Origin of the sequence: Streptomyces dioscori, assembly GCF_003024195.1 — a bacterium.
In the GTDB taxonomy this organism is placed as follows: domain Bacteria; phylum Actinomycetota; class Actinomycetes; order Streptomycetales; family Streptomycetaceae; genus Streptomyces; species Streptomyces dioscori.
Genome location: NZ_KZ679038.1, coordinates 1 through 24,408, shown reverse-complemented (window position 1 = coordinate 24,408; position 24,408 = coordinate 1). Strand labels below are relative to the sequence as shown.

Annotated in this window: 23 protein-coding genes; 13 read left to right on the top strand and 10 right to left on the bottom strand. The window is 68.7% G+C overall.

The window, feature by feature from the left end; translation table 11 throughout:
* Positions 1-3 precede the first annotated feature (3 nt).
* Positions 4-975 carry an alpha-ketoacid dehydrogenase subunit beta gene (locus tag C6Y14_RS00135; protein WP_107014356.1) on the bottom strand — a complete coding sequence of 324 codons (972 nt, stop codon included), beginning with the start codon at positions 973-975 and terminating at the stop codon, positions 4-6.
* A complete protein-coding gene (locus tag C6Y14_RS00130; protein ID WP_107015089.1) occupies positions 972-2,090 on the bottom strand; it encodes a thiamine pyrophosphate-dependent enzyme in 1,119 nt (372 codons plus the stop codon). Before C6Y14_RS00130 ends, C6Y14_RS00135 begins: the two co-directional genes overlap by 4 nt.
* Before the next feature lie 221 nt (positions 2,091-2,311).
* Between C6Y14_RS00130 and C6Y14_RS00125 the strand changes: the two genes are divergently transcribed.
* The gene (locus tag C6Y14_RS00125; RefSeq protein WP_225890809.1) at positions 2,312-2,776 is read left to right on the top strand and encodes an Lrp/AsnC family transcriptional regulator; all 465 of its coding nucleotides are present in this window, start codon (positions 2,312-2,314) and stop codon (positions 2,774-2,776) included.
* 79 nt (positions 2,777-2,855) lie between these two features.
* Positions 2,856-3,878 (top strand): LLM class flavin-dependent oxidoreductase, encoded by a 1,023-nt coding sequence (locus C6Y14_RS00120; protein WP_107014354.1) that lies wholly within the window; start codon positions 2,856-2,858, stop codon positions 3,876-3,878.
* 149 nt (positions 3,879-4,027) lie between these two features.
* Here the strand turns inward: C6Y14_RS00120 and C6Y14_RS00115 are convergent, their stop codons facing one another.
* Positions 4,028-4,933 (bottom strand): AraC family transcriptional regulator, encoded by a 906-nt coding sequence (locus C6Y14_RS00115; protein ID WP_225890808.1) that lies wholly within the window; start codon positions 4,931-4,933, stop codon positions 4,028-4,030.
* A 94-nt stretch (positions 4,934-5,027) separates the two neighbouring features.
* Between C6Y14_RS00115 and C6Y14_RS00110 the strand changes: the two genes are divergently transcribed.
* On the top strand, positions 5,028-6,086 hold the full coding sequence (locus C6Y14_RS00110) for an acyl-CoA dehydrogenase family protein (RefSeq protein WP_225890807.1): 1,059 nt from the start codon (positions 5,028-5,030) through the stop codon (positions 6,084-6,086).
* Positions 6,087-6,198: 112 nt separating this feature from the next.
* Here the strand turns inward: C6Y14_RS00110 and C6Y14_RS00105 are convergent, their stop codons facing one another.
* Together C6Y14_RS00105 and C6Y14_RS00100 are read right to left on the bottom strand one after the other, a co-directional pair.
* Positions 6,199-6,813: a TetR/AcrR family transcriptional regulator gene (locus tag C6Y14_RS00105; protein WP_107014353.1), complete on the bottom strand. Its 615-nt coding sequence runs from the start codon at positions 6,811-6,813 to the stop codon at positions 6,199-6,201.
* On the bottom strand, positions 6,813-7,658 hold the full coding sequence (locus tag C6Y14_RS00100; RefSeq protein WP_107014352.1) for an oxidoreductase: 846 nt from the start codon (positions 7,656-7,658) through the stop codon (positions 6,813-6,815). Before C6Y14_RS00100 ends, C6Y14_RS00105 begins: the two co-directional genes overlap by 1 nt.
* Positions 7,659-8,176: 518 nt before the next feature.
* Here C6Y14_RS00100 and C6Y14_RS00095 point away from each other — a divergent pair.
* The 3 genes from C6Y14_RS00095 (at position 8,177) to C6Y14_RS00085 (ending at position 9,862) form a co-directional block, all read left to right on the top strand.
* Entirely contained in the window at positions 8,177-8,548 is a 372-nt protein-coding gene (locus tag C6Y14_RS00095; RefSeq protein ID WP_107014351.1) for a MazF family transcriptional regulator, read from the top strand.
* Positions 8,549-8,685: 137 nt separating this feature from the next.
* A complete protein-coding gene (locus C6Y14_RS00090) occupies positions 8,686-9,267 on the top strand; it encodes a hypothetical protein (protein ID WP_107014350.1) in 582 nt (193 codons plus the stop codon).
* 82 nt (positions 9,268-9,349) lie between these two features.
* A complete protein-coding gene (locus C6Y14_RS00085) occupies positions 9,350-9,862 on the top strand; it encodes a DinB family protein (RefSeq protein ID WP_107014349.1) in 513 nt (170 codons plus the stop codon).
* A gap of 238 nt (positions 9,863-10,100) precedes the next feature.
* Here the strand turns inward: C6Y14_RS00085 and C6Y14_RS00080 are convergent, their stop codons facing one another.
* A complete protein-coding gene (locus C6Y14_RS00080; protein ID WP_107014348.1) occupies positions 10,101-10,475 on the bottom strand; it encodes a MerR family transcriptional regulator in 375 nt (124 codons plus the stop codon).
* Between the two features lie 159 nt (positions 10,476-10,634).
* On the opposite strand from C6Y14_RS00080, the gene C6Y14_RS00075 reads away from it, so the two are divergent.
* Together C6Y14_RS00075 and C6Y14_RS00070 are read left to right on the top strand one after the other, a co-directional pair.
* Positions 10,635-10,985, top strand: coding sequence for a putative quinol monooxygenase (locus C6Y14_RS00075; RefSeq protein ID WP_107014347.1), 351 nt, complete (start codon positions 10,635-10,637; stop codon positions 10,983-10,985).
* Between the two features lie 650 nt (positions 10,986-11,635).
* Positions 11,636-13,126: an FG-GAP and VCBS repeat-containing protein gene (locus C6Y14_RS00070; RefSeq protein ID WP_107014346.1), complete on the top strand. Its 1,491-nt coding sequence runs from the start codon at positions 11,636-11,638 to the stop codon at positions 13,124-13,126.
* Between the two features lie 308 nt (positions 13,127-13,434).
* On the opposite strand, the gene C6Y14_RS00060 is transcribed toward C6Y14_RS00070, so the two are convergent.
* The 4 genes from C6Y14_RS00060 to C6Y14_RS00045 all read right to left on the bottom strand — a co-directional run bounded on the left by C6Y14_RS00060 (position 13,435) and on the right by C6Y14_RS00045 (position 17,967).
* The gene (locus C6Y14_RS00060) at positions 13,435-15,192 is read right to left on the bottom strand and encodes an endo-1,4-beta-xylanase (protein WP_107014344.1); all 1,758 of its coding nucleotides are present in this window, start codon (positions 15,190-15,192) and stop codon (positions 13,435-13,437) included.
* Between the two features lie 484 nt (positions 15,193-15,676).
* Positions 15,677-16,774, bottom strand: coding sequence for a Gfo/Idh/MocA family protein (locus C6Y14_RS00055; protein WP_107014343.1), 1,098 nt, complete (start codon positions 16,772-16,774; stop codon positions 15,677-15,679).
* Positions 16,767-17,159, bottom strand: coding sequence for an ester cyclase (locus C6Y14_RS00050; protein WP_107014342.1), 393 nt, complete (start codon positions 17,157-17,159; stop codon positions 16,767-16,769). Before C6Y14_RS00050 ends, C6Y14_RS00055 begins: the two co-directional genes overlap by 8 nt.
* A 202-nt stretch (positions 17,160-17,361) precedes the next feature.
* Positions 17,362-17,967 carry a TetR/AcrR family transcriptional regulator gene (locus tag C6Y14_RS00045; RefSeq protein WP_107014341.1) on the bottom strand — a complete coding sequence of 202 codons (606 nt, stop codon included), beginning with the start codon at positions 17,965-17,967 and terminating at the stop codon, positions 17,362-17,364.
* 146 nt (positions 17,968-18,113) lie between these two features.
* Between C6Y14_RS00045 and C6Y14_RS00040 the strand changes: the two genes are divergently transcribed.
* From C6Y14_RS00040 to C6Y14_RS00010, 5 genes are all read left to right on the top strand, one after another.
* Positions 18,114-19,085, top strand: coding sequence for an aldo/keto reductase (locus C6Y14_RS00040; RefSeq protein ID WP_107014340.1), 972 nt, complete (start codon positions 18,114-18,116; stop codon positions 19,083-19,085).
* Between the two features lie 320 nt (positions 19,086-19,405).
* Positions 19,406-19,741, top strand: coding sequence for a hypothetical protein (locus C6Y14_RS00035; RefSeq protein WP_199854615.1), 336 nt, complete (start codon positions 19,406-19,408; stop codon positions 19,739-19,741).
* Positions 19,742-20,377: 636 nt separating this feature from the next.
* Positions 20,378-20,671: a DUF1330 domain-containing protein gene (locus C6Y14_RS00020; protein WP_107014339.1), complete on the top strand. Its 294-nt coding sequence runs from the start codon at positions 20,378-20,380 to the stop codon at positions 20,669-20,671.
* A gap of 337 nt (positions 20,672-21,008) precedes the next feature.
* A complete protein-coding gene (locus tag C6Y14_RS00015; RefSeq protein ID WP_107014338.1) occupies positions 21,009-23,120 on the top strand; it encodes a hypothetical protein in 2,112 nt (703 codons plus the stop codon).
* Positions 23,121-23,396: 276 nt separating this feature from the next.
* Entirely contained in the window at positions 23,397-24,077 is a 681-nt protein-coding gene (locus C6Y14_RS00010; protein WP_107014337.1) for a DUF2238 domain-containing protein, read from the top strand.
* Positions 24,078-24,408 lie beyond the last annotated feature (331 nt).

The window sequence follows — 24,408 nt, the reverse complement described above, 5'->3', positions numbered from 1 at the left end:
ACGTCAGTGGGTCAGGCTCAGATCGCATGCATCGAGAACGCGGTCCACGTTGGGGAGCCAGTCCTCCTCCAGACGGCTCGGCGGATAGGGCGTGTCGTAGCCGGTGACCCGCAGAACCGGTGCCTCCAGCTCGTAGAACGCCTGGGTCTGTACGCGTGCGGTGAGCTCTCCGGCGATGCCGCCCGTCCGCGCGGCCTCGTGCGCGATGACCAGACGGCCGGTGCGCCGGACCGAGGCCACGACCGTGGCGTCGTCGATCGGCGAGAGCGAGCGCAGGTCGATCACCTCCACGCTCCGGCCCTCCTCGGCGAGGATCCCGGCGGCCTTCATCGCGACCGGTACAAGTGCGCCGTACGTGACCAGGGTCAGGTCGCCTCCGGGACGCACGATGCGTGCGCTCTCGATGTCGGCCGCCCCGCCGGACCGGTCCACGCCGCCCTTGGCCCAGTAGGAGCGCTTGGGCTCCAGGAAGATCACCGGGTCGTCGCACCGGACGGCCTGCCGGAGGAGGTCGTAGGCGTCCTGGGAGTCCGAGGGACAGAGCACCCGTAGCCCGGGGGTGTGGGCGAAGTACGCCTCTGGTGACTCGCTGTGGTGCTCGATGGCCCCGATGCCGCCTCCGACGGGGATGCGGACGACGACGGGGAGGCTCACGGCGCCCTCGGAGCGGTGCCGATACTTCGCGAGCTGCGTGACGATCTGGTTCATGGCCGGGAAGACGAACCCGTCGAACTGGATCTCGCAGACGGGACGGTATCCGGCCATGGCGAGCCCGATCGCGCTGCCGACGATGCCGGCCTCGCCGAGCGGGGAGGTGATGACACGGTCTTCTCCGAATTCCTTCCGCAGCCCGTCGGTGACCCGGAAGACGCCACCGAGCTGTCCGATGTCCTGGCCGATCAGCACCACCTTGTCGTCCGCCTTCATGGCGTCACGGAGGCCGGCGTTGAGCGCGTGGGCGAGAGCGGTGCTCAACGGTGTTCTCCTTCTCCGGCCGCCACGAAGGCCAGGTGCTCGGTCATCTGCCGTTCCAGGCCGGCGGGCATGGTGGCAAGGGTGTGCAGGAAGGGCGTGGCGGGCGTGGGTACGGGCAGCGTGCGGCAGCCACTGCGCAGGCGCTCGGCGAGCCGCTGCTCCTCCTGTTCGAGCTCGGTCAGGAAGGCGTCGTCGGTCTCCGTCGAGGAGCCGGCGCCGGTGAGATGGGCCCGGAGGCGGTCGAGGGGGTCGCGCGATGCCCAGTCGTCGTTCTCGGAGTCGCTGCGATACCGCAGATCGTCGTCCGACGTCGTGTGCGGGTTGCGCCGGTAGGTCACGGCTTCGATGAAGGTCGGGCCGCCGCCGGCGCGGGCGTGCGCGAGGGCTTCGTGGGTGGCGGCGTGACAGGCGACGACGTCATTGCCGTCGACCCGGACGCCGGGGAACCCGAAGCCGCTGGCACGGTCGGCGGCCGGGACCCGGCTCTGCACCGAGAACGGCGCGGAGATCGCCCACTGGTTGTTCTGGCAGAAGAACACAACCGGGAGGTTTTGGGCGGCGGCCCACACGAACGCCTCGTTCGTCTCGCCCTCGCTCAGCGCGCCGTCCCCGAGGAACACCAGGACCGCGCGGTCCCGGCCCGGGTCCCCGGTACCCACATCGCCGTCGCGGACGATACCCATCGCGTATCCCACCGCGTGCAGGGTCTGCGCCCCGATGACCAGGGTGTACAGGTTGAAGTTGCGTTCCCGGGGGTCCCAGCCGCCCAGAGTGGTGCCGCGGAAGAGGCCGAGCAGGTGCACCGGATCCACTCCGAGACACCACGCGACCGCGTGCTCGCGGTAGGTGGGGAACACGACGTCCCGCTTCCTGAGCGCGAACCCGGCCCCGACCTGTGCTCCCTCCTGGCCCAGCATCGACGGCCAGAGCCCCAGTTCGCCCTGCCGCTGCAGGGCGATGGCCTCCGTGTCGACCCGGCGTGCGAGGACCATCGCCCGGTAGGCGGCCCCGAGATCGAGGGCCTCCGCGCCGGTCGGGACCCGGCTGTCCTGACGGAGCCCACCTGCCGGGTCAAGGACCGACCAGGGCTCGGTCATCGAGGATGCGGACGTCATGGTGCTCCGTTGGGTGTGCGGCGGCCCGGAGGCCGGGATCGGCTCGACCACGTCCACGGCGGTCCCGGCGTGGTCTGTGCGAACAGCGTGGCCACGAGCTTGGTCGTACGCAATGAACAAGCGAGGAACTCGCACTCAACGCATGAATCGTGCGGATGGTTCGCTCCGTCGCGATAGCATCACGCGGACAACCAACAATGCTGCCTCTAGGGAAGTGCGCGATGGACTCCATCGACGAACGTATCCTCGGCCTTCTCCGTACCAACGCGCGCATGCCCGTGAGTGAGATCGCGCGAACGGTCGGACTCTCCGCGGCGCCGGTGGGCCGCCGCATCGAGCGGCTTGAGAGCGAGGGGGTGATCCGGGGGTACGTCACGCTGGTCAGCGATGCCGCCGTGGGCGAACTGGAGGCCTTCACCGAGATCCGGCTGGCCGGTGATGTGGACACCCGTGAGATCGAGGGGATCGCACGTCAGGTGCCGGAGGTCCAGCAGTACTACACGATCGCCGGTGATCCGGATGCCCTGCTGCGGTTCCGGGTACGCAATGTGGAGCACCTGCAGCAGGTCGTCAACGCGATCCGGCGTACCGGGATCGTCGCCGGTACCAAGACACTGATCGTGATGTCGTCATGGGACCGGGCTCAACCGTTCCCGAGCGAGGGCGCCCACGACAAGCACACTTGAGTGAAACGGCGAGGCCAGGGCCTGAGGGGCGAGGCCAGGCTCTGAGGAATGAAACCGGTCGCTGATTGTTGAATGTGGCATGAAGAAGATCGGGTTCCTGTCCTTCGGACACTGGACGCCATCGCCGCATTCGCAGACGCGCTCAGCGGCGGACTCCCTGCTCCAAGCGATCGACCTCGCGGTCGCAGCGGAGGAACTGGGCGCCGACGGCGCCTACTTCCGGGTGCACCACTTCGCGCGGCAGCACGCCTCACCGTTCCCGCTGCTCGCGGCCGTCGGCGCGCGCACCAGCCGGATCGAGATCGGCACCGGTGTGATCGACATGCGCTACGAGAACCCGTTGTACATGGCCGAGGACGCAGGCGCGGCCGACCTCATCTCCGGCGGTCGGCTCCAGCTCGGCCTCAGCCGGGGATCCCCGGAGCAGGTGATCGACGGCTGGCGGCACTTCGGCCACACGCCCCCGCCCGGCGGGACCGACGCCCACATGGCACGCGAGCACACCGAGCGGCTGCTCGACGTCCTGACAGGAGAGGGCTTCGCACAGCCCGATCCCAAACCGATGTTCGCCAACCCGCCGGGACTGCTGCGCGTCGAACCGCACTCCGAGGGACTGCGCGAACGTATCTGGTGGGGATCCGGTTCGAACGCCACCGCGGTCTGGGCAGCCGGACTCGGGATGAACCTGCAGAGCTCGACCCTCAAGGACGACGAGAGCGGCGAGCCCCTGCACGTCCAGCAGCGCAAGCAGATCGAGGCATACCGCGAGGCATGGCGGGCCGCGGGTCACACCCGTGAGCCGAGGGTGTCGGTCAGTCGCAGCATCTTCGCGCTCACCGACGACCGGGACCGCGCCTACTTCGGCCGGGATGGCAACTCCAAGGACCAGATCGGCTACATCGACGCCCAGACACGCAGCATCTTCGGCCGCTCCTACGCCGCCGAACCCGACGTCCTCGTCAAACAGCTCGCCGAGGACGAGGCCGTCGCCGCCGCCGACACCCTGCTGCTCACCGTGCCCAACCAGTTGGGCGTCGAGTACAACGCCCATGTCATCGAAAGCATCCTGGCCCACGTCGCTCCCGAACTCGGATGGCGCTGACAGCACGGCCTCGGAGTGCCACCCTCCCTGCGGTGCGACAGGCTGCGACAGATGACACCTGACGAGTAACGAGCTCGGGCTCGACGAGCGGTGGGCCGTCCAGTACTCCAGCGGGAAGGGTGAAGTCCCACTGGAGTACTGCGTGGCTGCTACGTGGCCGAGACGTGGTGCTCTGTGCGCGAGGTGTTTCGGAAGCGGCCCGGGGAGATGCCGTATGCGCGACGGAAGGCGGCGCCGAAGGCGAACTCGCTGGAGTATCCGAGTTCGCGGGCGACGGTCGCCAGCGGCGCGTCGCTCTCCCGGAGCAGTCGCGCCGCCCGGGACAGCCGCACGCCTGCCAGATAGTCCCGCGGTGGCTTGCCGAGCACCCTGGTGAAGTGGCGGGTGAACGCTGTGCGCGACATCTCGGCGGCGGTACTCAGTTCGGCGACCGTCCAATTCCGGTGCGGGGCGCCGTGGATGTGACGCAGGGCGCGGGCGACCACCGGGTCATCGGTGTACGGCCCGTCGGCCGAGCCGTTCTCCTGCAGCCACTGGCGCAGGACGTGCATGAGCAACAGGTCCGCGAGCGCCGAGCGGGTGGCTTCCGCACCGGGGCGGGGTGCCGACAGGTCGGTGAGGAGCATCTCCGCCAGCGTCACCGCCTGGCGGCCGCCCGTCTCGGACGACGCGACGATGAGACTCGGAAGGGTGGTCAGGTAGTCGTGGACCTTGCCGTGCGGCAGCCGGTAGGCGCCGCACAGGAACTCGAAGTCGGCGTGGCCGGAGAGCGGGGGCAGAGCTCCCGTCGGCTCGGGCGGAAGGTCGTACAGGGCGCACGGCCGACTGCTCAGCCCGTGCCGCGCGCCGCTCGTGATCAGGACGACGTCTCCCGCGCGCAGTGCGCGCGGGGGCGCGTCCTCGGTGAGGAGCCATCCCTGGCCGCGCAGGACCACGTGGAAACCGCTGCCGGTGAACTCGTCGTAGCGCCACCCCCAGGAGCCCGCCTCCTCGATGCGGCGGGCATAGACCTGACCGGTCCGGATGCTGCCGATCATCTCGTCGAGGATGTCCACGCACAGAGGCTAGCAACGCAGGGTGCACCAAATCGTATGCACCCGCGTCAACGGAGTATGGCTGGGCGGCAGCCGCGCGGGTTGACTGTGTCCTGTGAAGATCAACCAGCCACTCAATGAATACGGTCGGATACTGCTGTCCCACGCGGACGACAGCGAGCGGCACGACCGCCTGGCAGCGGCGAGCGTGAACGCCCTGCGGGACAGCGGGGCACTGGCCCTGCGTACGCCGCCGGAACACGGTGGGACGGGGGCCGACGCGCCGACGGTCGCCCGCCGGCTGGCGGAGTTGGGGCGTGCCTGCCCGTCGGCAGGGTGGACCGCGGGTACCTGTGCCACGTCCAAGACCCTGGTGGCCCTGCAGCACAACGCATCCGCGCGCAAGGAGTACTTCGCCGACCCGGACGCGCTCGTCTGTGGCTCCGGGGTTCCCTCGGCCCGGGGAGTCCGTGAGGCGGACGGCGTACGCGTCACCGGGCGATGGGACAACGTCACGGGATCAGAGGCCGCCGAGTGGGCCGGTCTGGCCCTGATGGTGGACGGCGCCTTCCACATCGCGACCTTCCCCCTCGCCGATCTGACCGTCGAACGCAACTGGCACATGGCAGGCATGCGGGGCACGGGAAGCCAGCGGCTCGTCGCCGACGGTGTCCTGGTGCCCGCGTACCGCGTCGTCCAGGGCGGCCCGTTCCAGCCGCAGACGCAGCTGTTCTTCAGGCTGTGCGTGCTCGCCCCTGTCGTGGGCGCCGCGCAGGGCGCGCTCGACGTGGCGCAGGACATGTTCGCGTCCGACCGCAAGCCCTTCATGACGAGCTACACACGCATGGGCGACTCGCCCGGCGCCCGTCACTGGCTGGCCCAGGCCGCCACGCTGGTGAACCGCGCCGACACCACCATGCTGGTCGTCGCCCGGGCCGCTGAGGGGGAGGACCTCACGGAGATCGAGCGCGCCCAGCTGCGTACGGACCTGGCGGGTGCGGCGAAGGACTGCCGGAGCGCGCTGGAACTCCTGCTGGACCTGCACGGTTCCAGCGGTTTTCGCGACTCCAACGCCTTGCAGCGCTACTGGCGGGACGTCGCTGTGGGCAGCCGCCATCCCTTGCTGAATGCCTACCTCGCCACCGAGGACCTCGGGAGCGTGCTGGTCGCGTAGGACGCGCGGCCGGTCTCCTGAGACAGGAGTTCCTCCTCCCGGAATTGGAGGCTTGGGGCATGGCTCGTACGGGGCGCCGACGGCCGGGTCGGTTCTCGTTCGGTGTGTCCGCTCAGTCGGTCAGGCCGGCGCTGACCAGCCAGATGTGTTCGCAGGTCGAGGATGCCTTCTGCAGATTCTCGCGGGACTCCTGTGAGGCGTGGTAGAAGCTCCGCTCGATCATCCAGCACAGGGCGCGTGCCATCGGCGACGCCTGGTCCGGTTCGGTGCCGGGCTGAACGCCGGCTCGTTCCAGGACAGCCGTGATGGCTGTGGTGAACAGGTCCGCCGTACGACTCCACAGCTCGCCGATCTCGGGCACGGTCAGTGACAGATCGATGGCCGTACGCATGACCAGGCCGTGCTCGTTCCACAACTCGACCGTACGCCGCATGGCCGCTGCGACGGCCTCGCGCGGCTCGTCGGTCTGCGCGGTGGCCCGGGACCGCTCCCACAGGTGCTCCACGGTTCGGGCCACGAGCGCGGTGACCACTTCTTGCTTGGAGCCGAAGTAGAAGTACAGGGCGCCGCGGGTGATGCCGGGGCCCTGGGCGATGTCGCCGACGGTCATGGTGTCGTAGCCCTTCTGCGCCAACAGAGCTTCGCAGGTGTCCAGAATGGCCCGCTCCCGGACATCGCCCTTGCGTTCGGTGCTGCGTCGGCCTCGTGCGGGGTGCTCGCCGGGCATCAGAGCTGAGCACCCCCGGCGAAGTCGGTCGTGCGGGAGAGCGCCTCCCACGCACGGATGTCGTCGTCCACCGCCGCCCGCCCCGCGGTGACCAGTCGCAACGCGTCCGAGCCCAGGACGAGGTGGGCCGGCGGCCGGTCCACCGACGTGATGTGCACGACGGCCTCCCCTGCCTTCGCCGGGTCGCCGAGTTGATTCCCGCTCGCCTTCTGCCTCGCTTCACGGATGGGGATGAACAGGTCGTCGTAGTCGTCGACGGACCGCGCGCTGCGCGTCATGGACCGTCCGGCCCAGTCGGTCCGGAAAGAGCCGGGCTCGATCGCCGTCACATGGATGCCGAACTGTGCGACCTCCTTGCCCAGTGACTCCAGGATGCCTTCCACCGCGAACTTGCTGCCGCAGTAGGCGGACATGCCCGGCACGGCCATGAGCCCGCCCATGGAGGTGACGGCCAGCAGGTGCCCGCGGCGCCGCCGCATGTGGGGGAGTGCCGCCTGCAGGGTGGCCACCGTCCCGAGTACGTTGACCTCGAACTGCCGTCGCACCTCGGCCAGCGGGGTCTCCTCGAAAGTGCCCTCCAGGCCGTAGCCGGCGTTGGCGATGACGACGTCCAGGGCCCCGACGTTCCGCTCCAGCTCTGCGATCACGTCCGAGACGGCGCCGCTGTCCGTCACATCCAGGATGCGGCCGTGCGCATACCCCGGCTTCAGCTCCTCGAAGGCACGCAGGTCCTCCTCGGAGCGGACGGTGCCGACGGTGGTGTGCCCGGCGGCCAGGGCCGCCTGCGCGAAGGCGCGGCCGAGCCCCGTGCTGACGCCTGTGATGAGCCACGTCTGTTCCTGCATTTTCTCCTCCGGTGAATGCTTGTGGGGAGCCCCGTCGTGCTCCCTCACCAAAAAAGTCTACACGACGTCGAGTTTTATAATCGCAGTGTAGATTCTCTCATTCCCGTCCTGAGCCCGCCGCTGACCGGATGGTGAACCGGAACACTCCGGTCCACCATCCGGGCAACAGCAGATGGTTAAGGAGCGAAGCGGGGGCAGCTTGGCTGACTGGCCGGCCGGCCGGCCAGCCAGTCAGCCAGCTCAGCGGTGGTCCAGCAGTTCTTGCGCGGCAGGTCGGGCAGCAGGCCGAGTACCAACTCCCTTTCCCACGCCGCACTTTCACTCGCGTCAACCGTCCCGCTGTCCGGCTGATCAAGCCGTCGAACACTCCCTGTCGGCGGGCAAGGTCTACGCTGTGACCTGCGTCCACCGCATGATCTTCAGTCCTCACACACCGATGATCAACGGTGGCCGCGCCCGTCTCCACAGCGCGTCAAGGTCGCGCAGCGTCTGCCTGCCGTCCTGTATTTGGAGGACTTGTGCAACGTGGCGAAGTCTGGTGGGTTCAGTTCGACGAGCGGAGGTTGGTCGTACTGCTGTCGGGGGACGACACATCCGGGATCCGGGTGATGCAGGTCGTTGCTCCGGCGGGCGTCGACATCAGCGGTCTGGGCATCGAAGTGACGGTCGGCGCCAGCGAAGGACTGCCGTTCGAAGGCGTGCTGCGGCTCGCGTTCCCGCGGCCAGGCTTCACTCCGTGCACGTGGCTGACCACTGTGTCCCGGGACGACCTGCTGGAGCGGGCGGCCGTCCTGTCCTCCGTGAAGCTCAGCGAGATCGACGACGCTCTCCGACTTGCTGAGGCCACTCGATCATTCGAACAGGCAGGGCCACGGCTGCCGCTATCATGATCGCTTCAAACTCAGGGGGAACGATCATGCGCAAACCATCTGGTGCTACGGCATCCGGCGTTACGTGTATCGCGCTGGCCGTTGCGCTCACGGGATGCTCCGAGGGTGCGGGACCGCGGGAGCAGTCGGCTGCGCAGATGCTCGGCGAGGCGAACAAAGCCATGAAGTCCCTCCAGGCGGTGACGATCACGGGGCGCTCGACGATGAAGGATGGGCGTTGGAGTTCCACCCGGATGAGGACGGACCTGAAGGGCACCTGTTCCTTCACTTCAGCCGGCAGCACGGGCGAGAAGTTCGAGCAGATCCGTATCGGCGACACCGATTACGTCCGGCCGAACCTGAAGCACATGCAGCTGTCCGGTATGGATACCAAAGGGCGGACGGACCAGAAGAACTGGGGCAGGACAACCGTGGATCCGGCCGCACCGGCCGGCGAGAAGGGACTGACGGATTGCACTCTTCCGTTCGCCTCGTTCGGGAAAGTCGCCAAGGGCAAGACCGACAAGGTCGACGGGATGCCGACGGCCAACCTTGTGGTCACCGACGAGTCGGACAAGGGCGGCACATACACCTTCCACGTGGCCACGAAGGGCAAGCCCTACATCTACCGGGTGGTGTACAAGAGCCCCGAATTCCGCACCGTCACCTCCTACAGTGACTTCGACACCCCGCTGGATGTCGAGCCACCGAAAGCCAATGTGGTGGACCTCTCAGGCTGACCCGAGTGCGACGACTGGGCGCAATCGGACTGGGTGCCGCCGACGGTGCCCTGAACCGCGACCGAGCCACTAGGGTCTGGACATGGTCAAGCACGTGCCGTTCACCGGCGGCGAGAAGGAAAGCCTGCACACCGCCCTGAACCGACACCGCGACGCGCTCCTGTGGAAACTTGAGGGCCTCGGCGACGACCAGCTGCGCCGCCCGGTGACGCCGTCCGGCATGAGCCTGATCGGGCTGCTCAAGCACCTCGCCGGCGCTGAACTCGGCTGGTTCTGCCTGACGTTCGGCCGCGAGTGCAATCCCCTTCCCTTCGAAGTCGAAGGCGACGAGGCGTCCGACTGGCACGTGGCTGCCGACGAGTCGGCCAAAGACATCCTGGACTTCTATGCCCGCTCTCGCGCTGCCGCTGACGAGGCGATCGAGAGCCTCGACATCGACACCACCGGCACTGCCTTCGCGTTCTTCGACGGCGCCACCGTTTCACTGCGCTGGGCACTGATCCACATGCTCGAAGAAGTCGCCCGGCATACGGGTCATGCCGACATCCTGCGTGAGGCCATCGACGGCTTCACCGGAGACCACAACTGGGGCTGAGAGCTTGGCCCCGATCGGCTTCTGACCCCAGAGCACCGGAAAGGTTCGTCTGACCTGCGGATCAGCCAGTAGCGTTGTTTCTCGCGAGAACTACCAGGACCTCTTCGATGCCCTCGGCCCGGATGCGGTCGTCGGTTACCGCGAGGCCATGGAGGACCAGCTCGTCGGCACCGGCACCGGCACCGGCACCGGCCTCGGCCTCGGTACCGGGCCAAGGTCGACGCGTGCCGGTCGAGCCTCAGACCTCCGCGGCCTCATCGCCCGACCGTGTCGCGTCGAACTCGGCCGCGGCGAGGACTGAGTCCAGTCGGGCCCGCGTGGCGGCAAGATCCCGCATGTGCTCGTCGAGGCGGTCCCGCTCCGCGCGAAGCCGGGCGATCATCTCCGGGCCGGCGATACCGGTGTGCACGCACGGCAGGAACTCCACGATCGTCCGGCTGCTCAGCCCGGCAGCGTAGAGGAGCTGGATCCACCGCACCCGCTCGACCGTGTCCGGGGCGTAGAGGCGCTGCCCGCCTGCGCTGCGGCTCGACACGATGAGCTGTTGCTGCTCGTAGTAGCGCAGCGCCCGCGTGCTCACTCCCGCGGCCGATGCCACCTCGCCGATCCGCATCCCGCCGCTCCCTCTGCTCCACGTGCCACCGGGTCCCGGTCGCTGCCGGGCAGTCCCGGGGTCCGTCACCCGACTTGCCCTTGACGTCAGCGTCAACTTTTACACTCCGACAGCCGGCCATCAAAACCGGCGGAACCGATCACGACGGAGTAGGACCTCATGAGTACTGACGACACGACACCCGACGGCCTCATCCCCGCTGCCATCCTCGCCTCGCAGACGCCGGTCGCGGTCTATGGATACGCCCGGGCCAAGGCGGGCGAGGAGGGCCGGATGCTGAACGAGATCCAGGCGATCATCGGCCTCACCCGCAAGGAGGACGGATGTGAGCAGTACGTGGTGCACACCACGCCGGAACAGCCGGGCGCCTTCGCCTTCTACGAGCGCTGGTCCTCCGGCGCCCATCTGCTGGCGCACGTCTCGCAGCCGTTCATGCAGACGTACTTCGCCGCCATCGCGAACCTGGTCGAGGGGGAACTGGAGGCCCACTGGCTGCACCCCCTCTCCTGACCCACTGCACACGGCCGGCCCCGCGCCCGCGGGGCCGGCCGCACCTGCGGCAGTAGTCCGCCTCGCGCAGTACGCGCGATCGGCTCGGCCCGCATCAAATCCGCGACGGCGCGGAAGTGAGCAACGTTTGTCGATGATTCTTGGCAGCACTTCGCGATCAAGCAGCTCGGAGATGTCGATGAGAGCTGACAACGCTGGAACAGCTTGGTCTCTGGCTGCAGGACGTGAACTGGTCCCCACCCTTTGGGCCTGGAGGCTCTGGTCTTGACCTTGCCCGAAGGTGAAGGCCGACGGTGTGCAGGGCAACCAGGCCATCGATTTCGAGGACCGCCGCTGCCACCGACCGTACAGGCGCCCGCCGTCTCTGCGGCTGTGAGGTTGCGGACCATGTCGTCGAGGCTGGTGAAGTAGATCGAGTAGCCGAAAGCCAGCGCTCCATGCTGTGTTGACACTCACCTGCTGCTACCAGCGCGCCCACTCGCAACACGGGCTGAACTCCCTTAGACAACAAGGGAGTTCAGCACCAGAACCTGTCTCCGTGGTTACGAATCCATGACATTGGGACGTACAACTGGGATCGCCCCGCTTGAGTCGTACCCACTGAACGCGGCCTTCCGCGTACAGAACCGACCGACTCGAAAGGCTCACGTATGTCCCGAGCACACCGCCGAACCCGTACCGCGCTCACCGCACCCCTGGCAGCCGCGGTGCTGCTCGCCGGAGGATTCGGCGCCATGGTTCTCACCGGGGGCCCGGCGCTGGCGGCCACCGGGTCCGCGGACGCGCAGGACGACTTCAACGGCGACGGCTACGCCGACCTGGTCGTGTCGGCCCCGGACGCCACGATCTCCAGCAAGGCCAAGGCGGGCTACGTGGCCGTCACGTACGGCTCCGCCAATGGGATCTCCGCCGCCAACAAGAAGCTCATCAGCCGTTCCACCAGCGGCGTTCCCGGCTCCGCCACCGCGAACCAGCGCTTCGGGACCAACTTCACCAAGGGCGACCTGGACGGCGACGGCTTCAGCGACCTGGTGATCTCGGGCGGCAGTCCCGGCTCCGTCATCCTCTGGGGCTCTGCTTCCGGACTCACCGGTGGCACGGCCGTACCCGGGTACGGGCAGTCGCCCACGACCGGCGACTTCGACGGCGACGGCAAGACGGACCTCGCCCTGTTCTCCTACCTGACCGGCGCGGGCGACGACCCGTCGAGCGGTAACGCCACCGTGTGGAAGGGCCCGGTCACCCGCGCCGGACAGCCCACCGCCGCCCTGCCGCTGCTGGACAAGGCCGACTGGTGGGGCTACGACGCCAACGACGCGTCCTGCGCCACCACCACCAGCGGCTGCCAGGAGGACGGCGACTCGATCACCGGGCCCATCCCCTCCACCCGGACCGGCGACGTCAACGGCGACGGCAAGGACGACATCGTCGCCTGGCAGTACGCGGGCGACGGCCAGTACGGCAACCGTCTGCTTCTCGGCGGCGGCAGCACGGGCTTCACCAGCGGCTGGGTCCCCTCGGACGGCACGGCGACCGGTACGGGCACCGGCATCGGGGACGTGAACAACGACGGGTTCGACGACGTCGTGGTGGGCAACTACTGGGCCGGCGACAAGGTCCAGATCGCGTTCGGGTCGGCCTCCGGCCTGTCCGAGGAGCGCGTCCAGACCTTCGACCAGGACCTGCCCGGCTTCCCCGGCGTGGAGGAGGAGGGCGACGGGCTCGGCTCCACGGTCTCGGTGGCGGACGTCAACGGTGACGGCTTCGGCGACATCGCGCTCGGCATCTCGGGCGAGGACATCGGCGACATCACCGACGCCGGGTCCGTCGCCCTGGTCCCCGGCAGCGCCTCCGGTGTCACGGGCGCCGGTACGCAGACCTTCCACCAGGACACCGCCGGTGTCCCCGGAGTCGCCGAGAGCGGAGACGAGTTCGGCGTGAGCAGCGCGCTCCTGGACGTCGACGGTGACGGCCACGCCGACCTCGCGGCCGGTTCCCAGGCCGAGAACAGCTGGAACGGCGCGGTCTGGGTGCTGCGCGGCACGGCGACCGGTCTCACGGCCACGTCGTCCCTCGCGTTCGGCGCCGGCGACCTTGCGGCGCCCGCCACGGGCGCCCGCTTCGGCGCGCTCCTGCGCTGACCGATCGGCCTGCGGGCACCGACGGTGGGGCGGCCCGGTGCCGCCCCACCGTCAAGTCCGACCGGGGCGAAGTGGCTTCGGCCGAGATGCACGGTCCGCCTCACCGCCTCGGTCCAGGGAAGTCGGCGCGAACAACCGCAGCACCGCAGGCAGCACGACGCCCGAAGGGCCGGGTGTGGCGAGGGACTTGGCGAGTTCGTCGGTCCTCATGCACGCGCTGCCGGCAAGCAGTCGGCGCTCCACGCCGCCGGCACTCACCTACTGCTACCAGGACGCCCACTCGCACCGAGAGATCGCACCTTGCTTCCTCACGCCTCGTCAAAGGCCTTGAGCAGGCGCTCGTACGCCAGCTTCGGCCGCAGGGCCGCGTCCCACGGCAGGGAATCGGCCGTGCGCGGAGGATAGATCCTGGTGTCGGCGGTGGAACCGTACCGGTCGGTGAATCCCCAGGTGGAGAACGACGTGCAGTTCGGCTCCTCCAGGCAGACCCGTAGCTTGCCCGCCATCTCATCAGCCTGAATCTGCCGCCCGTCCTCCTCGTCCTCACCTATGGGGACGTCCATCTCCGACACCCGTGCCTGAACCCCGAGTTCCGCCAGATCCCGCACATGGCTGCGGAAGGTCTCCGGGTCGATGCGGTCGCCGGGTGCGTACTCATGGTTCTGGAAACCCACGCCGTCGATCGGTACGCCGCGTTCCTTGAGCCGCTCGACCAGATCGTAAAGGGCGTCCCACCGCTCGCCTTCCTCCTCGACCCCGTACTCGTTGAGGAACAGCCGTGCCTTCGGATCGGCCCGGTGGGCGGCCCTGAACGCCTCGTCGATGTACTCCTCGCCCATGGCCTCGAACCACGGGCTCTGCTCGGAGCGCAGACCGAGGTCCCCGTTGGTGTAGCTCTTCTCGTCGTCGGACATGGGCTCGTTGACCACATCCCATTCCGCGACTTTTCCCTTGAAGTGCCCGGCGACCATGGCGATGTGCCCGAGCATGGTCCGGCGCACCTCCTCGGGGTCGTCGTTCTCCCGCATCCAGTTGGGCAGAGCCTCGTGCCAGACGAGGGTGTGCGCGTGCACCTTCATCTCGTTCGCGCGGGCGAAACGTACGAGCAGGTCCGCGTCGCGGAAGTCGTAGACGCCCCGGCGTGGGTGGAGGAACTGTGGCTTGAACGCGTTCTCCGGAGTGAGCATGGAGAACTGGCTCCCCGCGAGCGCCCGGTAGCGTGAGTCGGTGAGCAGCGGATTCTCGGCCACAGCGGTGCCGACGTCGAACGGCCGCCCCACGTCTGCTACCCGCGCACGCAGTGAGTCGTCGGACTGTTCCTGGCGTAGCTGCGGCGCCTTGATCACGCGAAGCGAGTCGCCGCTCTCCGCCCGCGCGGTCAGCTGTGTCAGACGCCATCCCTCGCGGCGCTCGTCTTCGCCCGCGTCCGCGTCGCCCGCGCCCGCCTCCAGACCGAACCAGACAGTGCCCTCGGCGAACACCCCCGGGTCCTGCACGGTTCCCAGCCGCCGTCCGTCGGCTTTCACGCGGAAGGTGTCACCGATGCTCGACACGGCGAGTGTCACCGTCCCGGAGCAGTCGCAGTCGAAGTCCTTGGAGGTGGCCGGCTCATCGCCCTCGCCGTCCCATATCTGTACGTTCACTTGTCCGTCGGCGGTCACGCCGACGCGGAGTGAGGACCGCTCCTGCCGCCACTCGTCGTAGATGACCGGCACCCGTCCGTACAGCCGCAGCCATGAGTCGCCGTCATCGTCACCCACACCGGACATGCGCGCGGTGACGGTGAAGTCGCCGCCGGACCTGAGATGCGGGCCGGCCAGGTTCAGCGGGGGGTTGGGCTGGCCGCCGGAGGAGTCCTGCTCGACGATGTGCCGATCCGATGCGCTCACCCGCAGGATGTCCTTCCGCACGGTGGTGCCCGGCATCTGCGTCCAGTCGTGGTTCCGCAGCAGTTCTACGTCGCTTCCGCCGCCCGCGCCTTCGCCCTGCCCCGTACACCCGGCCGCCACCGCCATGACGAGCACCACGGCGGTCAGTCGCTGCCACGTCCCACCACCAAGGTCCACGGCCCCTCCCACTCTCCTGTCCGAGTCGAGATCAACATCTCGAAACCGGGCCACAGTTCATCACACACGAGGTACGGCGACCTCGTGTGGCACATCCCAGCTCGTGCGGGGGAAGAACACCCGCACAACCGCCAGGCGGAACCACCCACATGCAGAACAGAGCCGAGCCCGCCATCGCCCGGCACGACTGACACTTACGGGCCCTCGTCACGATGAGACCTGTGCAACATGACGTACGCGGGTCACGGGTCTGGTGTGCGGGGCGGGCGGGGTACTCGCGCTGGTCGTCGGCAGGTGTCCATGGTGAGCATCGTCTGACCTGTCGTCAGGACCGTTGTCGGGTTCTGCTGCGCCGAACGTCACGCTCGCTCGTGTCCGCTCTCGATCGGTGAGCGTGCGGCCGAGTCCGCCGGCACACATGGCGGCGGCCGGGCCGATGTGGCGAAGTGATGTCGGACAGTGTCGAAGCCGACTGGCTGCGCGCCTAAGGATGGAGGGCCTCTCGTTGGCCTGTGGCGGCGGACCGTACGATCGCGTCAAGGAGTCGGTGGCGCTTGACCGCGTGAGTGAAGTCCGGGGCGACAGCCGTTCCGTGGATGAGGTCGTCCCGAATCGCGGCGTAGGCGTGCACCAGCGTGTGGATCGCTGTTCCGGCCAGGCCGGGATAGTCGTCGTAGCCGCTGGGCAGCGTGACCTCCGTAGGCCGACCGCCGCTGCGTGTGCCACGTACCGTGACCGGACCGATGTGCGGGAACTCGGCGGCGGTAATTTCGAGTCTCCCCTCCGTGCCGTCGATGATCAGAGAGAACCCTGCGCCCGATGCCGCGCCTCCACGGTGGTGGACGGACAGGATCGCCCCGCCGGCCACGGTGCCCGAGATCGCGATCTGATCCTCGGCGGTCATCGGAACGACCTGCCCGGTGCGCCCGAGAGGAACCTGGCGGCGCCGGGTCGCGGTCGTGGCGACCACTTCCTGAAGCTCGCCGACGACCATCGACACCAGGTCGATCGCGTGTCCGAACGCGATGGTCAGCATCGTGGCGCCGAGCTCGCGGTCGAGCGTGTAGACCATGTTCTGAGACACCGGAGTGCCCCATTCGGTCGAAGACGCCACGACGGTGGCGGAGAGCACTTCCCCCACGAATCCTTCGGACACGAGGTCGGCCAGCCGACGGAAGGTAGGCGAGGAGCGTCCCTGGAGACCGACGAAGGTGCGCGTCGTCCCGGCGGCACGCTCCATCTCCTCGGCCTCGCGCAGGTCGACGGCGAGCGGCCACTCGGAGAGCACCGGCACTCCCGCCTTCAGCACGGGCAACACGAGTTCCCGATGCTGAGGCACTTTGACGGCGACAACAACGAGGTCGACGTTCTCGTCGCCGGCGAGCTGCTCGACCGACGTGTACGCGGGTACGCCGTACGCCGCTCCCGCTGCCTGGGCCGAGGCTTCGGAGCTCGCCGCCAGCGCGCGAAGCTCGAACCCGTCGACGGCTCTCAGCGCGGGCAGGTGAGCCCCGGCCGCCCAGCCTCCCGTGGCGCTCAGGCCGACGATGCCGACGCCGATCGGCTCACGGGGGTCAGGCACCGAGCTGCCGCTTCAGGGTCTCGGCGTCGTGCAGGGCCGTCATGTGCACGAACCGCCCGTCACGAACCTGATAGATGGCGTACTCGACGATCTCGAACGAGGCGCCGGTGGGAGCCACACCGAGCCACTCCTTGGCGGGCGTGCCCGTGTTGGTCAGACGGGCGGCCAGACGATCACCGTCGACCGCGATCTCCCGGGGCTCCCAGTGGAAGTCCGGGACCGCGTCGATGATGCCGTGCAGCACAGTGATGACCTGGTCCCGAGTGCCCGGCTCGCCGTTCAGGGTGGTCTCGTCGTTGATGAACTCGTCTATGCGGTGGATCTCGTGGGCGTTGAGCGCCCTGATGTAGCGCAGGTAGAACTCGCGCAGGTCGGTGTCGGACATGAATTCCTTCTTCGGCCCCCGGAGCGGAGGTCATGCTCGGTGTTTCGCGACGACCCTTGACGGTTTTGTCGCGGTGATCGTCGGCAGGGGCAGGAACCACTGCTCGAAACTTCTGTTCCGTACGGTACAGAAGTTTTGCCGCACCGTCACGGCCCACAGGTGAGGAGAATGTCCGACCGGGGTCGGCGAAGGGGTGCAGCCGCTACGCAGGCCAGCCGAGCAGCGCCGTGTCGACGATCTCATCGAGCTCAGCAGGGCTGAGGCCGTTGGCGGCCTGCACCGCGATGCCGAACCCCGTCGTCATGATGAACCGGGCGAGGCGCCGGGGGTCGGCGTTGCGCGGAAGATCGCCCTCGGCGACGGCGCGCCGGAAGCGCTCCTCAAGGCGGATCCCCGCGTCGTTGCGCCAGTCGACAAGCAGGTCGTGGACGGCTCGACTCTCGTCGCTCGATGCCAGCGCACCCTGCACGGTCAGGCATCCGGCGGGGCCGCCGGGAGGGGTCGTGGTGCAGACGGCTCCGCGGAGGAACGCCAAGGCCACGGCGCGTGCGGTGGGCTCCTCCAGGGCGTGCGTGGCGTAGGCGGCCGGCCCTGCGCCGTAGCGCTGGAGGGCCTTGCGGAACAACTGCTCCTTGTTGCCGAAGGCCGCATACATGCTCGTCTTGGTGATCCCCATGGCGCCGGTCAGTTCGGCGAGGCTCGCGCCTTCGTACCCTCGGGCCCAGAACACCCGCATCGCCCGTTCCAGCGCCTGGTCGATGTCGAATTCTCTGGGCCGACCCATGACGGCCCTACGGGAGTCACCCATCCCTCAAGTGTACCTCTCGGTACAGATCTACGCCGACCAGCAGTTTGATCCCTTCAAGGCGCGAACACAGTTCAGTACCGATCGGTCTTGATGTGCTAGGTTCTGCACCGACCGGTACTTAATTGATGGGAAGGGAAGTCCGCGCCATGAGGAACGTTTCGCTCGGCGACTTGCAGGTCTCGCGCATCGGTCTCGGAGCCATGGGAATGTCGGCGTTCTACGCCGGCGCCGGCCAGTTCGACGACGAGTCGATCCGCACGATCCACCGCGCTCTGGACCTCGGGGTCACCCATGTCGACACCGCTGAGGGGTACGGCCCCTTCATCAACGAGGAACTGGTCGGCCGAGCTGTGCAGGGGCGCCGGGACGAGGTCGTGCTGGCGACCAAGTTCGGACTGATCTCCCACACCGGTGGCACGGCTCCGGACAGCACCCCGGCCAACATCCGCCTGGCCGTGGAGGGATCACTGAAGCGCCTGGGCACCGACTACATCGACCTCTACTACCAGCACCGGGTGGACCCCGGCACGCCCATCGAAGAGACCGTTGGCGCGCTGGCCGAACTGGTGGCCGAAGGCAAGATCCGCCACATCGGCCTGTCGGAGGCCGGCCCCGCCACGATCCGCCGCGCGCACGCCGTGCACCTGGTCACCGCGGTCCAGTCCGAATACTCGCTGTGGACCCGCGACCCGGAGGCCGTGATCCTGCCTGTCCTGCGCGAACTGGGTATCGGCTTCGTGCCGTACTCCCCGCTCGGCCGCGGATTCCTGACCGGCAGCATCCGCTCCCTGAACGATCTCGACACCGACGACTGGCGCCGCACCAATCACCGCTTCGCCGACGGCAACCTGGAACGCAACCTGCGAATCGTCGACGAGGTCCGGGCCGTGGCCGCCGAGATCGACACCACGCCCGCACAGGTCGCCTTGGCCTGGCTGCTCGCCCAGGGTGACGACATCGCGCCCATCCCCGGCACCAAGCGAGTCGCCCGACTGGAGGAGAACGCCGCCGCCGACCACATCGAGCTCACTGCCGGCCACGTCGCCCGCCTGAACAACCTCCCCCAAGCCTCCGGCGAGCGCTACGACGCGGACAACATGGCCGCCATCGACCGCTGATCGAAGACGTACGACCACGCACGCCGCGGGTCGGCATCCGGGCGAAGAGTGCCGCATTCCCGATGAGACTGTGCAACACGAAGTACGCAGGTCACGGGTCTGGTGTGCGGGGCGGGCGGGGTACTCACGCTGGTCGTCTGCGGGCGTCCATGGTGAGGATCGTCTGACCTGCCGCCAGGGCCGGGGTCGGGTTCCGCTGCGCCGACCGCCGTGCCTCTCCTGCGACCCCTGACCGGGCCGGTGCCGGGAGAGCGCGGGGAAAGCGCAGGGAGGGAGTGGGGATGCCGGAGCTGGATCGGATCACGGCTCGCCGGGCTGAGCTGGGCACGCAGGTCGCGGAGTTGGCCAAGCAACTGGCGGAGGTCCAAGCTGCGGTCCGGCCTGGCAGCGGCGGGTGCCGGAGCGGCTCGGCAGCTGAATTCGGCGACTGGATCGCTGGGCGGTCGGCGGCAGAACTGGCCGAACCGTTCACCTTCATGGTCGGCGTGGACGGTGCGCTTCGGTTGGCGCCCCGACGAAGCGAGCATGTGGCCTGCGCCGGCGGAGCCATGGTCTTGAGTGCCGGCGAGATCAGTTTCGTGCGCGAGGACGACTTCGTCTGCGTCTTCTGTGGCGGCGATCTGCCGCAGATGTGGAACGTGGACCCCACCGTGTGATGGCTGAGCGTTACTGCCACTCGTTCATGGCCGCGCCGAGGGCGGTCGCCTCATAGCGGACCGCGAGGTTGTCGTATCGCGTGGCGACGGCGCGGTTGCGCTTGAGGCGGTTGATCCCGCACTCCGCTGCATGACGCTCGCGCTGGTCGACCGGGTCGAACGCGGTGGCCGGCCGCCGCGGGATCCGAGCTCTCTGCGGCTGTGCGCTTGGTCAGCCTTGTCGGGGAGGGTGCAACGGATCCCGCGGCGGCGCAGGTAGGCACGCTCTTGCGGGAGGCATACGCCTTGTCCGCGCGGACCCGGTGGGGGCGGACGCGCGGCCGGCCCACCCCGATGCGCGGCACGCGGACTTTCTCCAAGACGGGTTCGAACTGCGGCGAGTCGCCGCGCTGCCCGGCGTCGGAGTCTCCCCGGGCAGCGCCATCGGCGGCCTTATTCTCGCTGAGGGCACCAGAACCGGCACCGGCCCGCCTTTTCCCAGCGACGGCGCCTACACCACCGCGACGCTGGTCGGCATCGGCGCCATGACCATCTCGACGCCGGCAAGCCTCGCTGTCGCCGCCTACGCTCGTCCGAGACCAACCCGTAAGCCAGATGCACTCATTCCCGCACTGGCATCCCAACACTGGAGGTCCCATGGCCAAGGCCTACTGGGTCAGCGCCTATCGCACCGTTTCAGACCCTGAGAAGCTGGCTGCTTACAGCAAGCTGGCCGCTGCGGCCGTCGAGGCCGGGGGCGGTCGGGTCCTCGCCCGTGGCGGTCGGGTCGTGGCGCATGACGCCGGAATCGCCGAGCGCACCGTCCTGATCGAGTTCGACAGCTTCGAGCAGGCCGTCGCGGCGCATGAGAGTGCGGCCTACCAGGAGGCGCTGGTCGCCCTCTCCGACGGCGTCGAGCGCGACTTCCGCATCATCGAAGGCATCGACTGACTGACAGAGGGCCAGTCGGAGCCGCACTGAGTTCAGTGGGTATGTGCTGTCCTCATCGGGCGCCCGCATCCGGCGGAGAACCGGGTGTTCGCGCGCGTCGGGGATCCGCATCGGAACCGACCCCCCTGTCGCACTCGTGACGACGAGTTCGTTCAGCCGGGGTGTCGGTTTCGGTGGCAGACAAAGGGCGGGCAGGTCAAGGAAGGTCGCCTTGCAACACGTCCACTTTCGCGTGGGTGACGCTGCTCGCCTGCCGCACCCCCGGGGCTGCTGCCAGGCACTCTTTCCGCCAGCTGCGGCGCCGTGCTTGTCAGTGCCGTCCGTCATAGTGCCGTCCATGATCAATGAACTTGCTGGCGTCGGCTGGTCGTCGATGAGCCACGCGTACGGTCCGGCCGACGATGTTCCGGTATGGCTGCGGGAGATGGGTTCGCCGGATCCCGAGGTGCGCGAGCAGGCGTTCGCCAACTTCTATGGCGCGGCCCACCACCAGGGGGACGTCTACCCGTGCACTGCGGCGAGCCTGCCGTTCCTGTTCGCTCTGGCCGATGATCCGGCAACACCGGATCGCGCGGCGGTCGTTGCTCTGTTGCTCAGCATCGGCCGCGAAGCCGCTCAATGTGACCTTGACGCGGTCCACTTCACGCCTGACGGTACCCAGTCGAGGGCCCACGCCGACATCGTCGCGCAGATGCGCGAGCGCTCAGACGCTTTCGTCCGCTACGCAGCAGATGCGGAGTTGCTCGTACGCCGGGCGGCGCTCGAAGCTCTCGGCCTCTTCCTGGACGAAGCCGACCTCGCCCTGGACATACTGCGCGGCCGTCTGGCAGCGGAGGACGGCACCATGGAACGGCTGCTGGTCATCCACACGACGGCAGATCTCGCTCTTCGGCTCCCCGCCGTGCACGCTGCCGCCACGGCCTGGTTCGATGCCCTGATCGCCGAGCCGGCATCGGATCCCGACATCCGGCTGGCCACGCTCGTCCACCGGGCCCGCTGCACCCCTCAGCGGATCGGGAGCGACCTCGTGCCGCAGGCGATCGAACTTCTCCGACAGTCCACGCCCACGTCGTCACACACATCCGCGGACGATACCGGCGAACCCAACATCGTGGCAGAAACCGGCACTTCACATCCCCTGCTACCAGAGGCTCAGCACGTCCCCCCGGCAATAGCCGCCGCCTTCGAGGACCTGGAGCGCCACAACCGCGTTCACGCGCCGACCACGTCGTTGCTGCGCACCTTCCACGTGGTGCTGGGCGCCCGCATCCCCGAGCGCACAGCTCTGCTCACGGAGCAGCTTCGCAGTTTTGATGCCGCCGTTCGCTATGACGCGATCCGTATGGCCCAGGACCTGATGGCGACGTGGCGCGGTGACCACACCAACCTGGTGCTTCTCCTTGCGGACTGCCTGCTGCCCGACGATCCCTACACCGCCGGAGCGGCTGCCGAGGCCCTCAAAGTTCTGACGCCCGTATCCGAACCTGCCCGGGAAGCCCTCGCCTCCTACATCGATGTCCAACGCACCGCGCACGGTGGGGATGTATGGGCGGCGCCGCAACCACAACTGCGTCGGGCCCACCAGGAAGCCGTTCTGGCACTGGCCCGCCTTGCAGACCTTCGGGCTCTGCCCTGTCTGCTGACCGCTCTGGACGACGATGTCGACGCCCGGCGTGCTCTGCAGGTCGTCGGGCAACTGCGCCCGGCCGCCGGCGATCTCGTGTTTCGGCTGAACCGGCGGCTGGCCGACGCGGACTTCTCACAGGACGGGTTCGGGTCGAGCACCGGCGCCCTGTTGCCCGCTCTTGCCGCCCTGCGTGACCCGGCGGCCGTACCCGCGCTGACGAACGCCGTCACCGCTGCGATCCGCCATGAGAACTGGCGCACCGCAGCCACCGCCCTCGACGCCCTGTCCGTGTACGGAATCGGGGCCGCAACCGTCCTTGACGTCATCCGCCCGCTTGCCGACGCACAGGACATCCACCTCCGTACGGCCGCCACCGGTGCGCTGTGGGAGATCGAGGGCAACGTGGAGAGTGTCGTACCGAAGCTGCTGGACCTGCTCGACACGCACGAGCACCGTACGGCGGCCGATGTCCTTGGCCGGATCGGCCGACCTGCTGCGATGGCGCTCCCGCGCCTGAGATCCATGCTGACTGACGGCTACGAATGGACCCGCATCCACGCGGCAGCCGCACTATGGGACATCGGCGGCGAGGCCGAGGCGCCAGGTGTCGTCGAGACGGTGCTGGGGGCGTGGGAGAAAAACGACGCGACCTCCAACTACGTCGTGGCCTGTCTGCATCGTATGGGCCCAGCGGCGGCCCCCGCCCTCCCCAGGATTCTGGCGGAGTTGGCGCTCTCCCGCCGCAGCGGTCACTTCCGCAGCACCGCCAACGACGAGGAACTCCAAGCCGTTTGCCGCGCCATCGTCAGGCACCTCGTGTGAGCCACAGTCCGTACTGAAGCCCGTGGCCGGCGTTCGGCCTCTCGCCGTCACCCGAGGTGTTGGTGTTCTCGTCCCAGTCGTTGTTGCATCCCTTGGGTAAGTCCAGGCAGAAGGTGGGGCCCGCCACCGTGCGCGCCGCCTCCCGCAGGGGTGCCTTGCGTCATCACTCACCCTGACCGGGGTAGCGCGACGCGGAGGTCTGAGTACCCGTACTCATGAAAGCGCTCGCGGGCGGGCCTGATAGTGGGGGCCCGCCCTGCATATGAGGAGCAGTCCATGACCGCCACCCGTCCCGCCCCCGTTCCGACGCTGGACGCCGGGCCGGTGTCCCGGCGTCGTCTGCCGGCCGTCCTGGCCGTCGCGGTGACCGCGGCGCTCGTCGTGTCGTGGTTCGGCGCCGCCGATCCGGCGACCTGGCTGTTGGAGACGGTGTGGGTGATGGCGGGCCTGCCGCTGGCGATCCTGCTGCGCCACCGCTTCCCGCTGAGCGGTCTGCTGTGCGCTCTGCTGGCGGTGCACGCCCTGGTCCTCATCGTGGGCGGCCACTACACCTACGCGCAGGTGCCCGCAGGGGACTGGGTGCGCGACTGGCTCGGATGGGACCGCAACCCGTACGACCGCCTCGGCCACCTCGTGCAGGGCTTCGTCCCGGCCATCCTGGTACGCGAACTCCTCGTCCGCACCTCCCCGTTGCGCGGCAGCCGCTGGCTCGCCCCGCTCACCGTCTGCGCCTGCCTCGCCTTCAGCGCCGTCTTCGAGATGCTGGAATGGCTCGCGGCGGTCACCGGAGGCGAGGCCGCGGACGCTTTCCTGGGCACCCAGGGAGACGTCTGGGACACCCAGTGGGACATGTTCTGCGCCCTGATCGGTGCCACCTGCGCCCTGCTGCTCCTGAGCCGCGTCCACGATCGCGCCCTGGCCCGTCTGGGCCAGGACAGGCCGACCGCCACCTCGTGAGGGCGGAGGGGAGGCCGCGGCGGTTGTCTTCGACAGCTGCGGCGTCGACGCACGCTCACCCGGCGGGCACAGCCAACTCTCCCACGGTGAAGGGGTGTTGCGGCATGCTGTGCATGGCCTCGACCGCCCGCTTGACGGGGCCCGGGCGCAGCGCGGGTTTCGGCCGGTCGAGCTCGTCGCGGTAGCGGTGGCCGGTGGCGAGGAGGAGCCCGGTCAGCAGGGCCTCCTGGAGCGGGCGGGGGGGGGGGGGGGGGGGGGGGGGGCGGCGGGGGGGGGGGGGGGGGGCGGCGCGCCCCCCCCCCCCCCCCCCCCCCGCGAGCCCCCGGGGGGG